Annotated in this window: 13 protein-coding genes; 3 read left to right on the top strand and 10 right to left on the bottom strand. The window is 62.9% G+C overall.

Annotated features, from left to right (window positions below; translation table 11 throughout):
• The first annotated feature begins 8 nt into the window (after nt 1-8).
• Nucleotides 9-329: a hypothetical protein gene (locus QZ266_RS06665; protein ID WP_295692999.1), complete on the top strand. Its 321-nt coding sequence runs from the start codon at nt 9-11 to the stop codon at nt 327-329.
• Nucleotides 330-422: 93 nt separating this feature from the next.
• Here the strand turns inward: QZ266_RS06665 and QZ266_RS06660 are convergent, their stop codons facing one another.
• Entirely contained in the window at nt 423-1418 is a 996-nt protein-coding gene (locus tag QZ266_RS06660; RefSeq protein WP_295692996.1) for a DUF6607 family protein, read from the bottom strand.
• 150 nt (nt 1419-1568) lie between these two features.
• Between QZ266_RS06660 and QZ266_RS06655 the strand changes: the two genes are divergently transcribed.
• Nucleotides 1569-3653, top strand: coding sequence for a TonB-dependent receptor (locus tag QZ266_RS06655; RefSeq protein ID WP_295692994.1), 2085 nt, complete (start codon nt 1569-1571; stop codon nt 3651-3653).
• Nucleotides 3654-3727: 74 nt separating this feature from the next.
• Here the strand turns inward: QZ266_RS06655 and QZ266_RS06650 are convergent, their stop codons facing one another.
• Nucleotides 3728-4147, bottom strand: a complete 420-nt coding sequence (locus tag QZ266_RS06650; protein WP_295692992.1) for a flagellar FliJ family protein — start codon at nt 4145-4147, stop codon at nt 3728-3730.
• On the bottom strand, nt 4144-5487 hold the full coding sequence (gene fliI, locus QZ266_RS06645) for a flagellar protein export ATPase FliI (RefSeq protein ID WP_366523952.1): 1344 nt from the start codon (nt 5485-5487) through the stop codon (nt 4144-4146). The genes QZ266_RS06650 and fliI overlap by 4 nt, the downstream gene beginning before the upstream one ends.
• A 528-nt stretch (nt 5488-6015) precedes the next feature.
• Here fliI and ctrA point away from each other — a divergent pair.
• Entirely contained in the window at nt 6016-6711 is a 696-nt protein-coding gene (gene ctrA / locus QZ266_RS06640) for a response regulator transcription factor CtrA (protein ID WP_075188927.1), read from the top strand.
• 78 nt (nt 6712-6789) lie between these two features.
• On the opposite strand, the gene QZ266_RS06635 is transcribed toward ctrA, so the two are convergent.
• The 7 genes from QZ266_RS06635 to chpT all read right to left on the bottom strand — a co-directional run bounded on the left by QZ266_RS06635 (nt 6790) and on the right by chpT (nt 14195).
• Entirely contained in the window at nt 6790-7557 is a 768-nt protein-coding gene (locus QZ266_RS06635) for a phosphodiester glycosidase family protein (protein ID WP_295692985.1), read from the bottom strand.
• A gap of 134 nt (nt 7558-7691) precedes the next feature.
• On the bottom strand, nt 7692-8528 hold the full coding sequence (locus QZ266_RS06630) for a protein-glutamate O-methyltransferase CheR (RefSeq protein WP_295692982.1): 837 nt from the start codon (nt 8526-8528) through the stop codon (nt 7692-7694).
• A 2-nt stretch (nt 8529-8530) separates the two neighbouring features.
• Nucleotides 8531-9727 carry a chemotaxis response regulator protein-glutamate methylesterase gene (locus tag QZ266_RS06625; RefSeq protein ID WP_295692980.1) on the bottom strand — a complete coding sequence of 399 codons (1197 nt, stop codon included), beginning with the start codon at nt 9725-9727 and terminating at the stop codon, nt 8531-8533.
• An 11-nt stretch (nt 9728-9738) separates the two neighbouring features.
• Nucleotides 9739-10113, bottom strand: a complete 375-nt coding sequence (locus QZ266_RS06620) for a response regulator (RefSeq protein ID WP_295692976.1) — start codon at nt 10111-10113, stop codon at nt 9739-9741.
• A gap of 14 nt (nt 10114-10127) precedes the next feature.
• Nucleotides 10128-10613, bottom strand: a complete 486-nt coding sequence (locus QZ266_RS06615; protein WP_295692974.1) for a chemotaxis protein CheW — start codon at nt 10611-10613, stop codon at nt 10128-10130.
• Complete coding sequence (locus tag QZ266_RS06610; protein ID WP_367178212.1) at nt 10610-13396, bottom strand: chemotaxis protein CheW; 2787 nt, start codon at nt 13394-13396, stop codon at nt 10610-10612. The genes QZ266_RS06615 and QZ266_RS06610 overlap by 4 nt, the downstream gene beginning before the upstream one ends.
• A gap of 127 nt (nt 13397-13523) precedes the next feature.
• Complete coding sequence (gene chpT, locus QZ266_RS06605) at nt 13524-14195, bottom strand: histidine phosphotransferase ChpT (protein ID WP_295692968.1); 672 nt, start codon at nt 14193-14195, stop codon at nt 13524-13526.
• Between the last annotated feature and the right edge of the window lie 222 nt (nt 14196-14417).

Here is a 14417-nt window from a genome sequence, read left to right as displayed (position 1 = left end):
GCCTGACCATGTATGACAGTTTCGCAGATCGCCTGAGCGCCGGTTTCACCCCCTTCGACTGGTGGCTGATCATTGTCTTGTCGCTGGTTGCCGCCCTGATCATGCGCAAATGGCCGCAATGGCCGGCTGCCGCCTCGATCGCCTTCCTGATCGATGCCTGCGCCCCCTTCTTCTATCGCTGGTCCACCGGCATCCCGCCGGATTTCGCCTTCGACTTTGCCTTCTCCCGGCTTGATGAGCGTGGCGGCGTGGTCGTGATCATGCGCCTGGTCATCTACATGATGACGATCGGCGCGATCTTCTGGGCGAAACGGCGTTACGGGCGCTAGTCCGCCTATGGGCCCGGCTTCAAGCCGGACTGCAAAAGGGAAAAGGGCGACGCTCGGGCAAGCGCCGCCCTCCCTCACCATCCAGCTGCGAAGCTATTGGACGACGGTGATCTGGCTGTCGAGATAGGTTTCGGCCTCTTCAAAAGCGGCCTCGGCATCGCTGATCCCGAAAAATACGCGCTGGCCGGCTTCCAGAACCGGGCCATAAAGCAGCGTCCCCTCGGCATCATCCTCGATGTGGAAACGGCGCGTCCCGTCGGTTTCCAGCGCATCAAAGCGGGCCCGGACCAGCGCCCAGTAATCCTGGGTGGCGCTCCAATAGTCGCGCGCGGCCTGGGCATTGGACAGCTCGGTGCGACGATAAGTGTTCACCCCGACTTCGCGAACCAGTTCACGAGCCTGCCCGTCTTCGTCCAGGGCGAGCTTGGAATTGTCCTGCTCGTGAATCCAGCCCCACTGGGTGACCGTGTGGCGGTTCACGGCGGCGATGGTGTCATAGTCATTGCGCGTGGTGTCGTCACGACGAGGCAGGGGGCGCCATGAAACGGGCGGCTCCCAGGTCGAGACGCCGTCGGCATCATGGCTCCAGGGCGCGATCGCGGCATAGCGCGGGCTGTCATCAACCTGATAGACGGTCTGCGACCAGGCCCCATTGGCCTCGGCTGCGGCAATCTCCTCGACCGTCCAGTCATCGAATCCCTGGAAGGCCAGCATCGTCTCCGGCTCATAGCGCCAGTCCTGGCGCCAATGCTTGACGATGAAGGGATTGGCCGCGTCGCCAACAATCAGCAAGTGCTGCAACATGATGAAATCGCCGCTGTCTTCCACCACGACCACGACTTCACGCGCGGGCGTCAGCTTCGGCTCGGCCAGCTCATAGCCCGGCGCGATCGGCACGATTTCCCGGAAGTCGAATGTGACCGCATATTCGCCCTGCATGGCGAGAATGGCCTGCCTGTCCTGTTCGAACTCGGCCTGGCTGTGCGCAGGCAGGGCGGCTGTCGCAGGCAAGGCCGCGCGATCGGAAGTGGCTGGGGTGGCGCAACCGGCCAGCGTCAGTGCGGCGGCGGCAATATAGGCGAGTTTCATAAGCCCCTCTTTGTCTCTGGGATGCGTCGGGTATCTGGAATGACCCTGAAGAAATTGACGTGTTGTTGATAAAGATTCTCACTTGCATTCTCATAAAGCAAGCGGCAGAACGCAGCAAGTGCAAATCATTCTCAATAACGGACCCTCACCATGAAACGCGTTTTCCTCGCCACGACCGCCCTGCTCACCCTCTCGACGCCCGGCCTCTCCCAGGAAGGCGAGACAGATACCGGCGAGGATGTGATCATCGTCGAAGTCACGCGGACCCAGCTCGACAGCTTCGTCTATCCGGGCGCCACCGCGACCGTGGACACCGAGACACTGGACCTCACCCGCCCCGCCGATCTCGATGACCTTCTGCGCCAGCTGCCCGGTGTCGAGATATCCGGCGGACCGCGTCGCACCGGCCAGACTATCTCCCTGCGCGGCCAGGGCCGGGCCAATACAACCCTTCTGCTCGACGGCGCCCGGCAGAATTTCGGCTCGGCGCATGATGGTGTCTTCTTCGTCGACCCGGCCCTGCTGGTTGGCGTCGACGCGGTCCGCGGGCCGGCCTCGGCGCTTTACGGGTCCGGCGCCTCGGGCGGCGTACTCGCCTTCCGGACCGCCAGTGCGCATGACTTGCTGGGCACCGGCGAGACCTGGGGATACGGGCTGGGCGCCGGCTACCGCTCTGTGGATGAGGAAAGCCGTGGCTCGGTCAGCCTTTATGGCCGCACCGGCGCCTTCGACGCCCTCGCCTCCGCCTCCTCGCGCCAGTCCGGCGATATCGCACTGGGTTCCGGCGCCGACCTGCCGGCGCGTGATGACAGCGTCTCCGGCCTCTTCAAGCTGGGCGCGGACCTGGCCGACGGCATCCGCACCGAGCTGAGCTGGCAGACATTCGATGGCACGGCCACCGAGCCCAACAACGCCCAGGGCGTGGCCGGGGTCGGCTCACTCAACGCGCTGGTCGACAAGGACATCACCTCGGACGCGATCACGCTCAATGCCTCGATCACGCCGCCGGCCATCAGCTGGCTCGACCTCGACCTTACGCTTTATCGCAATGAGACCGGAGTCGATGAGACCGAAACCGTGTCCGGCCGCGAGCTCCGCCGCGACCTGGAAACCTCCGGCATCCGCCTCGACCAGCGCTTCGATTTCGCCCTCGGCGCCTTCGATGCCGGATTGACCGTCGGCGGCGAATATTACGAGGACAGCCAGGACGGGTATGACAGCGCCGAAACGGATGGCGTCCGCGGGGGTGCGCCCGACGCCGACAGCCAGTTCTCGGCTGGCTGGGTCCAGCTGGAACTCGACGGGCCGGCCCCCTTGGGTCTGCCGGGCCGGGTCATCCTGCTGCCGGGCGTCCGCCAGGACAGGTTCGAGACCTCGACCCCGACCACGACAACCGTGTCGAGCGATGCCACGTCCAGCCGGTTCGCGGCCACCTATGCCCCGATCGAGGATTTCAACATCTTCGTCAGCTGGGGCGAGGCCTTCCGGGCCCCGTCGATCAATGAACTCTATCTCGACGGCACGCATTTCTCCCTGCCGCACATCATCCTCGGCCCGCCCACCTTCATCACGAATGAATTCATTGCCAATCCGGATCTTCTGCCGGAAGAGACCGAGACACTGGAAATCGGCTTGCGGCTGAATCTGGCCGGGCGTGCCAATCTCGACCGGCTCGATGTCAGCGCCTCCTGGTATGAGACCAAGGCCGACAATCTGATCGATCTCTTCGTCGACTTCGCCTTCGATCCGACCTGCTTCGCCCCGCCCTTCTTCGGACCCTGCTCGGCCGGCACCACGCAGAGCCGCAATGTCGGATCGGCAGAGCTGGAGGGCTATGAAGTCCAGCTGGGCCTGAGTGAAGGCGCCTTCTCGCTCGACGCTTCCCTGACCGGGATTGACGGCAAGGACGTCGCCACCGGCGCCCCGCTCGGCTCGCTCGCCCCGACCCGCCTGTTCGTTGATGGTCGCTGGCATTTCGCGGACAGCCGCCTGACCCTGGGCGGGCGGGTCGCTGCAGCGACCGCGTATGACGAACCGCTGGACGTGACCGAACACCGCGCCGGCTATGTCGTCGCCGACGCCTATGCCCGCTGGCAGCCCTTCGCCGACAGTGGCCTGCGTCTCAATGCCGGCATCGAAAACCTGCTCGACCACGATTATGACCGCGTCTTTGCCGGCACCAGCGAGCCGGGCCGGTCGGTCCGGTTCGATGTGAGCTGGTCGCAAGCCTTCTAGGCGGACGACCTCAAAACAAAAGGCCCCGGACCAGCGGGTCCGGGGCCTTTTGTGTCGTCAGGGAAAGCGCGCGATCAGTGTGACGCGCGCCCGTGGCGAATCTGGGCGATCTCGTCGAGCTCGTCCTGTTCGGCGGCGCGCACCGATTGTTCGATCCGGGCGAGACGACGCTCTTCAAGGAGCCCGTATTTCTTGAGATCCGTGAAGGCTTCCGACAGCCGGTCGCGCAGGGCGTTGGCCTGGACATCGACCTCATCGAGTGACGCGCGGATATTTTCCTTCCGCTTGATCACCGCCTGGGCATAGGAGCCGTAAGCGACATAGCCTTCCTTGGACTGGGCCGCCGCCGCCTGCTCTTCCGGGACAGACGCTTCCAGGCGCTCGATCTGGCCGATCAGGGCTGCGCGCGAGCGATCAAGCTCGGCCATCTGTTTTTGCAATTCTTCCACTTTGAACCGGGCAAGCCGGATCAGAGGTTCATGTGAGCGTGTCATTGCCGCACTCCTTCACCACCACCCAAAATCTCCGACAGCATTGCGAAAGTCGACGGTATGTCCGCCGCATCGTCTTTTTGCTGACCGAGAAACGCTTCCAGCGGTTCGTTGAGCTCTATGGCCCGATCCACCGCGGGATTGGATCCCTGGGTGTAGGCACCCAGACGGATCAATTCTTCCATGTCGGCATAGGCCGACAAATGCTTGCGCGCTTCCGCGACCAGGGGTCGCTCGGCAGCGTCATAAACCTCGGGCGCAGTCCGGCTGACCGACTTGAGAACGTCGATCGCAGGGTAGCGCCCCCGCTCGGCAATGGCTCGGCTCATGACCACGTGTCCATCCAGGATGCCTCGAACGGCATCGGCTATGGGTTCGTTATGATCATCACCATCCACCAAAACAGTGAAAAGACCGGTAATGGAGCCGGTTTTTCCGCCATCGGTCCGTTCCGGACCCGGGCCGGCGCGCTCAAGTAGCCGTGGTAATTCAGCAAATACGGACGGCGTATATCCGCGCGTGGTCGGCGGTTCGCCAGCGGCGAGGCCAATTTCGCGCTGTGCGAGGGCAAAACGGGTGACACTGTCCATCAGGCAGAGCACGTCGAGCCCCTGATCGCGGAAATACTCCGCGGTGGTCAGGGTGAGGTGGGCGGCCTGACGCCGCGCCAGGGCCGGGGCATCGGACGTCTCGGTGATCACCACGGAACGCTTGCGACCCTCCGGACCCAGAACATCATCGACGAATTCACGCGCTTCGCGGCCCCGCTCACCGATCAGGCCAATGACGATGACATCGGCATCGCAGGCGCGCGCCAGCATCGACATGAGCACCGATTTGCCAACACCCGACCCGGCAAAAATGCCGAGCCGCTGGCCCCGTCGCATGGGGACAAAACCGTTGAGCACTCGCACGCCCAGGTCCAGGCGGTCACCCAGACGGGCACGGCCATGGGCGCTGGGCGGATTGCCCTTGAGCGGATACGGCGTCCCGCCTTCGGTCAGCGGCGCGCCATTATCAAGCGGGCGTCCGAAACCATCGAGCACCCGGCCCAGCCAGGACCGGCTCGGCCGAACCCGCGCGGCTTCCGGCTGCAGGAGAGCCCGGGCACCGGGGCGCACGCCTTCAAGCGGACCGAAGGGCATCATCAAGGCTGTCTCGCCACGGAAACCGACAACTTCGCATTCCGCGACCCCGTCCCCGGTCTCGATCTGCGCGTGTGCGCCCAGCGACAAGCCCGCCTTTGGCCCTTCGGCCTCAACCAGCAGTCCGTTGAGCGCGGTGACGCGCCCTTCAAGAACGCGGTCATCCATGCGCCCGACGCGATCGATCAGGGTTTCCATCATACGGGTCAGCCCGCCTTGCAAAGCGTGGCACAAAAGCCACTTCACGATCAGTTTAGGTATCGTCGGTTGCCTCGACGTAAACACCCGGCAATTTCTGCAGCCCCGATCCCAACCGATTCTAGACCTGTCCGGATTCCGATTCCGTTTCGGAGTCAGGACTGGAAGAAAATTGCTTGTGGATAAGTTGAGCCATGTTTTCCTCAGCCAAATTGAGCTGATTTGCCTGTCAACACAGACAGAAACGGCCCTCCGCTGTGAATACTTTATACCGCGCATATTTGATCAATCCGCAGGCACCGCACACGGATCAGGCGAAATCCGGCCCGTTAACCCCTGAATGGTTAACGCGAAATCCGAATCAAGCTTCCCAGCAAGGATATCGCGAGCTGCCGATTCCAAAATCCGGTCAAGCCACAGTTAACTTTCGTTAAGGGTTTCCGCATAGCGTCCAAATAAGGTTAATCACGAGATGAGGCCGGGCGAGAAGTGATTCGCCCCGCGTAGCAAAAACCGGAGGCGAACCAAATGCGGGTTCTTCTTATTGAGGACGATCGGGCGACGTCCCAGTCGATCGAATTGATGCTGAAGTCAGAAGGCTTCAACATCTACACCACCGACCTCGGCGAAGAGGGCGTCGACCTGGGCAAGCTGTATGATTACGACATCATCCTGCTCGACCTGAACCTGCCCGACATGCCGGGCTTTGATGTTCTCAAGACGCTGCGCGTGGCCAAGGTCGATACCCCGATCCTGATCCTCACCGGCAATGCCGACATCGACAACAAGGTGCGCGGCCTGGGCTGTGGTGCCGACGACTATATGACCAAGCCCTTCCACAAGGACGAAATGGTCGCCCGCATCCATGCCATCGTGCGTCGCTCCAAGGGGCATTCCCAGTCCATCATCAAGACCGGTTCGATCGGCGTGAATCTCGACGCCAAGACGGTCGAGGTTGAAGGCCAGCGCGTCCACCTGACGGGCAAGGAATACCAGATGCTCGAGCTGCTCTCCCTTCGCAAGGGTACGACGCTCACCAAGGAAATGTTCCTCAACCACCTTTATGGCGGCATGGACGAGCCGGAACTGAAGATCATCGACGTCTTCATCTGCAAGCTTCGCAAGAAGCTCGCAGCGGCCACCAATGGCGAACACTATATCGAGACAGTCTGGGGCCGCGGCTATGTGCTTCGCGACCCGGTGGAGGAGAAGGCCTCGGCCTGATTTCCGGTCTCAACGTGATGAAAAGGCCCGGGCTGCCCGCCCGGGCCTTTTTCTTTGCGCGCGACGTGCCGCCTCCCCTCAGCGGCGTTCCCGCTCGCTGATCACAAATACTGGTCCGACACGGTGAATCAGGTCGAGACGCGGGAGTGACGGCACCCAGGCGCCGGATACGACCCCGTCCAGATAAAGGGCATTTTCGCTGCCCAGCCCATCGCGGAAAAAGCGCGCCAGCCGCCCGAAGGAAACCGGTTCGAGGCTGAGCACAAACAGGGCGGCGCCCTCCCCGATCACGCCAACCCCGTTACGCACCCGGCGCGAGGGGCCGTCATGCTGAATGGCAGGGTGCAAGGCCCCGTCAATCACCAGCATTGGCCCGGACTGGCTCGCCCACACGGCATCATCGGCATGATCCGGCCAGTCGGCGCTTGTCACAACGAAGGGGTGCCCGCGACCATCGGTAAAGAAGACGCCATTGGGCATGAGATAGAAATTGCCGCGATGGCCCGAGCGGGTGTTCAGGGCGCGCCCTGTCCTGCCCTCTCCCACATAGAGGCCCAGCGGCCGGCCCGACTCCTCGAACATGCCGGCATTCATTGCGAAGCGCACGCGGCCCCTCTCGATGTCCGGATCGCGCAACAGCGCGTCGAGACGGCGCGAGCGTTGCGGGTCCAGGTCATTGCGCACGAGACGGAGATCGTGACGGTCGGCCATGTAGGCGCAGACGAGGAAGCGTGATGTCTCGAAGATTTCGATCTCGCAGGCCGGTGGCTGCGGGACACTTGCCGCGGCGTGGTCGGACTGCACCCAAGCGAGGCTGAGGGCAAAAGCGGCCAGGATCATACTCATGCGGACACCTTCGACACGCGGGCGGATCGGTTGACGGATAGGCCGATACTAGGGCGCGCGCTCAGGCTCGGGTCAAGAGAAAGGCCCCGCAGCCGGGCTGCGGGGCCTTGATCAGACAGAGCGTCGCTGGCCGGTCAGGCTGCGGCCGATTTTGCGGCTGCGGCGCGGCCATAAAGACCACGGCGCCCTTCAACCGGCGAGAAATCACTTGAGAGACCCACCACTGTTTCGGCGGCACCCATTATCAGATAGCCATCCTGGGCGGTCTGCTGGGCGATGCGTCCGAGCACCTTCTTCTTGGTGTCGGCATCAAAATAGATCAGGACATTGCGGCAGAATACCAGATCAAACGTGCCCATGAGGGAGAAGTTCTCGAGCAGGTTCTGCTTCTGGAACGTCACCATGGAGCGAATGTTCGGCTTGACGCGCCACTGCTCGCCCTGTTGCTCGAAATGCTGGACCAGGCGCTGCACGGCCAGGCCCCGCTGAACCTCGAACTGCGAGTAAACGCCGGCCTTGGCCTTTTCGAGCACGCGCGGTGCCATGTCGGTGGCGATGATTTCGATGCGCAGATTTCCGAGCCGGGCACGCTCTTCCTCGAGCAGCATTGCCAGGGAATAGGGTTCCTGACCTGACGAGCACGCCGCGCACCAGATGCGAATCTGACCATTATTGCCGCGGGCACGGGCGAGGACCGGCAGGACATCCTGCTTGAACAGGTCGAACGGCGTGTTGTCGCGGAAAAAGAAGGTTTCGTGCGTCGCAAGCGCTTCCGTGATCGACCAGAGAAGGCGCCCCCCGGGATCGCGACGGGCAGCTGTGATCAGCGCCTCGATCGACGGATACCCTTCGGCCCGGGCCAACGGCGCCAGACGGCTTTCCAGCAGATACCCCTTGTCGGCAGACAAAACGAGACCCGAGCGCTTGAACGCCTCTGCAGCCACGAAAAGGATGTCATCTTGTTTTATCATTATTACAATCCACCTTTCACGCGCCGGACAATGCCCGGACCTATCTCCGACAAAGACAGGATTTCATCGGCCAGGCCGGCTTCCGCCACGGCTCCCGGCATACCCCAGACGATACTTGTCGCCTCGTCCTGGGCCAGAATCGTACCGCCGGCATTGCGCAGCATGCGCGCGCCTTCGCGGCCGTCATGGCCCATGCCCGTCAGAATGATGCCCAGGGCTGCTCCGCGCGTGACCTCGGCCACCGACTGGAACAGGGGATCGACTGCCGGACGACAGAAATTGATCGGCGGTGTCTGGTCGAGCACCGCATAGAAGCCCGCCGCGTCCTTGCGGATGGTCATGTGAAAATCACCCGGCGCGACATAGACGCAGCCCGGCTTCAGCCGCTCATTGTCTTCGGCTTCCTTGCACACCAGCTTGCCGGCCTTGGTCAGGTGTTCGGCGAGAATTTTGGTGAACAGTGCCGGCATGTGCTGTGCGATGACAATCGGGGCACGAACATCAGCCGGAATTGCAGCTATCACATCGCGCAAAGCCTGGGGCCCGCCGGTTGAGGAACCGATGGCGATGATATCCGGACGACCGGTATGACGCGGCGTGCCACGGGTCTGCGGCGGCTGCGCCACCGGCGCATGCATCTTTTTCGCTGGCGCTGAAGCCGGCGGCGGCGCGGAGATCGTGCGAGCGGTCGGTGCTGTCGGCGCGGTCGGTGCTGCCGGAGCGCCCGGCGCGATCTGGTTCTGTGTCGGGACCGGCGGAATCGGTCGCGGCGCCAGGGCTTTCAGCTTGGTGAGAAGATCGCGGCGGAATTCCTCGGCGCCGGCGAGACGGCCAGCCTGGGGCTTGGAGGCATAATCTGCGGCGCCCATGGAGAGCGCGCGAATGGTCACTTCACCACCCCGACGCGTCAGCGTCGAGGCCATCACCACCTTGCAGCCCGGCACCGCCTTCAGCAGCAGCGGGAGGGCGGCCAGACCGTCCATTTTCGGCATTTCGACATCAAGCACGATCAGGTCGGGCTTGAGTTCCTCGGCCTTTCGCAGGCCTTGCTCGCCATCAACGGCAGCGCCGACGAGGGTGAGATCCGTGTCTTCTTCCACCCAGCGCGTCATGAGACCGCGGGCGACGGCCGAGTCATCAATCACGAGGACCCGGGCGATGGAATGGGCGGGAGACGCCATATGGGCGAGTTCCGTCATTGGAAACCCCCTCAGGAAGCGCGCAGCAAACCCGTTTGCTGGAACTTGGACTCGATGATGTCGCCATCAAACGGCTTCATGACATACTCATCGGCACCAGCCCGGAGGGCTTCGGTGATGTGCGCCATGTCGTTTTCCGTCGTGCAAAAAACGACGACCGGCTGATCGCCGCCCTCTTCGCGTCGCAGCGCCTTGACGAAATCCAGCCCGTTCATGACCGGCATGTTCCAGTCCAGGAGGATCGCGTCCGGCATCTGCTTGCGGCAGGCTTCCAGGGCTTCCGACCCGTCACCCGCCTCGACACATTCGAACTGAAGTTCTTCGAGAATTTTGCGCGCGACTTTCCGGATCACCCGGGAATCGTCAACGACCAGACACATTTTCATCCCAACACCCTCCGCTAGGCGGCTTCTGCCTTGGCGCCGGCCGTTCCGATAACGGCCGAGACGTCGAGGACTGCCAGCAATTCCTTATCCAGACGGTGCACACCCTTGACCATCGACCGCCAGGTCGGATCGACATGAGCCGGCACCGGCTCCAGCTCCGCCCTAGGTCGACGAAGCACTTCACCGACACTGTCCACGATAAGTCCAAAAATTTCGCTACCACGCTCGACACCAAGTGCCATTCCCGCATCATCGGCTTCGCGCGGCGGCAAACCGAGGCGGCGGCGGGCATCAATCGCGGTCACGATACGGCCGCGCAGATTGAGCAGGCCGGCCACTTCATTCGGGGCCAGCGGGACCGATGTCACCGATTGCGGCGCGAACACTTCACGGATCGCGTCGACCGGAGCACCAAAGAGCTGATCACCAATGCGCACCGAGACATATTCATTCATCGACTCGGCGCTGAGCTCCGAGTTGTCATCGTGTGTCGTGGTCATGCCACCTTCTCCTCTTGAGACACCGAGTCGAGTGCGGCGATGAGAGCGCCACGATCAGATCTCGGCAGCACGGCCGTCAGGCCCTCGGACTGCGTATCTTCCGGCCAGTCGGTGACAGCGAGCGTCGGCAGGGTCGACCACAGGCCCTCCTGGCGAATGCGCGACAGCGCCGTCGGATCACCGACCACGGCGTCGAACTGCTCCCCGGCCTCGGCAATGGCGTGCACTTCATGCATGCCGCCGGTCGGGGTCACGTCATAACCCGCAGCCGCCAGCAGCGGCGCGATCATGCGGCGCGCGAAGGCGTCGGCATCGACCAGCAGGATGCGGCGGCGGCGATTGCTCGTCCTGCGCTGGATATTGCCGGCGCGGGACTGGTCGAGATACCAGGCGATGTCGACCACATCGGTGGCCTTGCCCTTGATGATGGCGGAACCGATGATGCCCTGCTTGTCCGAAGACATCTGCATGTCGACACGCTCTTCAACCACATCGACGATCTCGTCGACGGCCAGACCGATGGAGGTGTGGTTCTCGGCAAAGACCAGGACCGGCTGGCGCTGACCTTCCACCGTGCGGATTTCCGAGCCGATCGGCACGATCGGCATCAGGCGGCCGCGATACTGGACCACAAGGCGCCCATTCGTGCTTTCGATGGTGTCCGGATTGAATTCTTCCAGACGCGTGACCAGGGCAAGCGGAACCGCTTTCGGTTCGGACCCACCGGCGCGCACCAGCAGGAGGCGCTGCGTGTTTGTGGCCTCTGCGGCTTTCGCGGCCGAGGCTTCCATCGAGGCTTCTTCGTCCAAGGCAGTGACAATCTCGCCGGCCAGTCCATTCGGGTCGAGGATCATGATGACCGAACCATCGCCGAGAATGGTGGCACCGGAATAGGCGTGAACCCCGCGCAGGGAATCCGAGAGCGGCTTGACGACGATCTCTTCGGTGTCGAGGACATTGTCGACGACCAGGCCGACATTGCGGCCACCGGCATCGAGGACGACCACGAAACCGGTCTCGTCTTCCTGGCCGTTATAGGCTTCGCCGACACCCAGCACATCGTGCAGGTCGACCAGCGGCATGAGCCGGTCGCGCAGACGCATGACGCGGGCGCCATTGAGGTTTTCAACCGTGTGCTCGGACCCGGCGCCGACACGCACCAGTTCGCGTACGGCGAGCTGGGGAATGGCGAAACGCTGCTCGTCGCAACCGACGATGAGCGCCGACACGATGGCCAGGGTGAGCGGGATCTTGATCGAGAAGTGTGACCCCTTGCCGGCGGTCGAGGTGACATCGATGACGCCGCCGATCTGCTCGATATTGGTGCGCACCACGTCCATGCCGACGCCGCGGCCGGACAGGTTGGTGACTTTCTCGGCGGTCGAGAAACCCGGGGCGAAGATGAAGCGGTGGATCTGCTGCTCCGGCATCCGCTCGAGTTCTTCGTGCGTGGTCAGCCCCTTCTCGAGGGCCTTCTCGCCGATACGGGCCGTGTTGAGGCCCATGCCATCATCGGAGATGGCAATAATGATGTGCCCGCCTTCATGATAGGCGGAAAGCTTGATCGTGCCCTTCTCGGCCTTGCCCGCCTTGACGCGGTCAGCCGGCATTTCCAGGCCATGGTCAGCGGAGTTGCGGACCATGTGGGTGAGCGGATCCTTGATGAGTTCGAGGACCTGACGGTCGAGCTCGGTCTCATTGCCTTCCATCACCAGTTCGATCTTCTTGCCAAGATCGGTGGAGACGTCGCGGATGATCCGCGGCAGCTTGCGCCAGGCATCGCCAATCGGCTGCATGCGGGTCTTCATGACACCGTCCTGCAGCTCACCGGTCACGGCGGACAGGCGCTGGAGCGGACCTTTGAGTTCTTCGTCTTCCAGACCGCGAATGGTCTGCATCAGCTGGTTCCGAGTCAGAACGAGCTCGGAGACGGTGGTCATCAGCGCCTCGAGCACGTCGACACCGACGCGCACAGTCTGCTGGACCTTCACACCGCCTTCGCCGGCAACGGCGTCATCGCCGGCAACGGCGTCATCGCCGCCCTTGAGCTCAGCCATCGCAGTCGCGAGGGCTTCGGCCTGACTCATATCCTTGGTGATCAGCTCGGTCGTCGGTGGCGCGACAGTCGGGTCCGGCTCGGCATCGGCGAAAGCGGCTTCAAGTTCCGCCGCGGACACTTCACCCGGGCGCAGCTCGCGACCCAGGGCCGGGTCGAACTCGCCGACGCCGATATGCTGGACCGGCTCGGCGACCGGTTCCGCGCCGGTCTCGACTTCCGGATCGGTCCCGTTGAAGGCGGCTTCCAGATCAGCGAGGGACACTTCACCCGGGCGCAGTTCGCGGCCCAGGTCACTGTCCCAGTTTTCCGGCTGCTGCGGCACGTTCTCGTCGGCCTGCTCCGGCAGACGTCCCATCGAGGCGTCTTCGAGGCGGCCGATCAGTTCGGAGTCATCACCGGCCGGTTCAACGCCGGTATTCTCGAGGGCTTCAAGCACGACCTTGATCTGGTCGATCGCCTGCAGGACCAGCGTCACCATCGGCGGTGAAACGCTCAGTTCGCCATCACGGAACTTGCCCAGAAGGGTTTCGCCGGCATGCGCCACCGCTTCCAGTCGCGGAAGTCCGAGGAACCCGCAGGTTCCCTTGATGGTGTGCAGGAGACGGAAAATATTATCGAGGATCGCCCGGTCTTCAGGGTTATTCTCGAAGCGCACCAGTTCGGAATCGATGACATCCAGGCTCTCGGCCGTCTCCGTCAAGAATTCGCTCATTAGATCGTCCATGGCAGGCCCCGTGCGGTTCTGATTCAACAGCAACCTGACAGGCCTTAGTTAACGGACTCTTGGCAGCGAACGTCTTCTCGCAGACAAATCGGTCATACGATATGCAACGCCGCCCACGCCTGCGTCATCAACCAATCATCCCTTCCGGACCCTTCACCAGCGCGATGAACTCCACCCGGTTTTCATCGGCCTGCGCGCTCACCCTGCCACCATTCGTGCGCGCGATCAGGCCCGTGTAATAGGGCTGGATCGAGCGGCCATCATAACCGTTTTCCGGCGCATGGGCTTCCAGGGCGCGGGCTGTGCCCTCTTCCAGGCGCGCGCGCGGACCTTCAGAGATGACACGCAGACGCGCCCCGCCAGCTGCCGTCGTCGCCTCGATGGTGACGGTGCCGCCACGCGGCGCGGCATCAACGCCCAGAAGGCACATATTCAAGAGCAGCCGGGCGGCCTGTTTTTCCAGCCCGGTCGGCTCCACCTTCCAGACAATGTCCGGCTTGACCGAGGAAAACATGTTTTCGGTCAGGCGCTGCATTTCGCGACTGTCCAGAATGCCCGGCGCAGACCCGCCCGCCCCGAAAGCAAGGCGGCAGAATTCCAGCTTGGATTGGGCCTGTCGCGAGCTTTCGCGCACCAAATCCATGGCGTCATCATGCATGTCGCCACTGTCCGGATCATCGAACACGCTGAGCGCAGCACCCAGCGCCGAGACCGGGCTGACAAGGTCATGACAAAGCCGTGCACAGAGCAGGGCGGCGAGTTGGTCGGCCGGAAGTTCGGCGGTGATATCGTCTTGCATGGCATTTTCCATACATGATTCTTGACCGCCGGGACCGGTTTTCGCACCGAAACTGCGATCGGGACTCCGGAAAGGTCTTGGCAACCGGATCAGTCCAAGACATGATTCGTTCCCGGCTGTGGGGACAGGTTTCGCGGGAATACGGGGCAACCCGGCAAACGGTGCGAGACTTGCTTGATGGACCACACATGCAGTGTCGTGTGAGCAGACCGGAGTTTTGCG

The sequence above is a fragment of the uncultured Maricaulis sp. genome (assembly GCF_905480005.1).
Lineage (GTDB): Bacteria > Pseudomonadota > Alphaproteobacteria > Caulobacterales > Maricaulaceae > Maricaulis.
The sequence above is the reverse complement of the archived record's forward strand: the minus strand, read 5'-3'. Positions and strand labels throughout refer to the sequence as shown.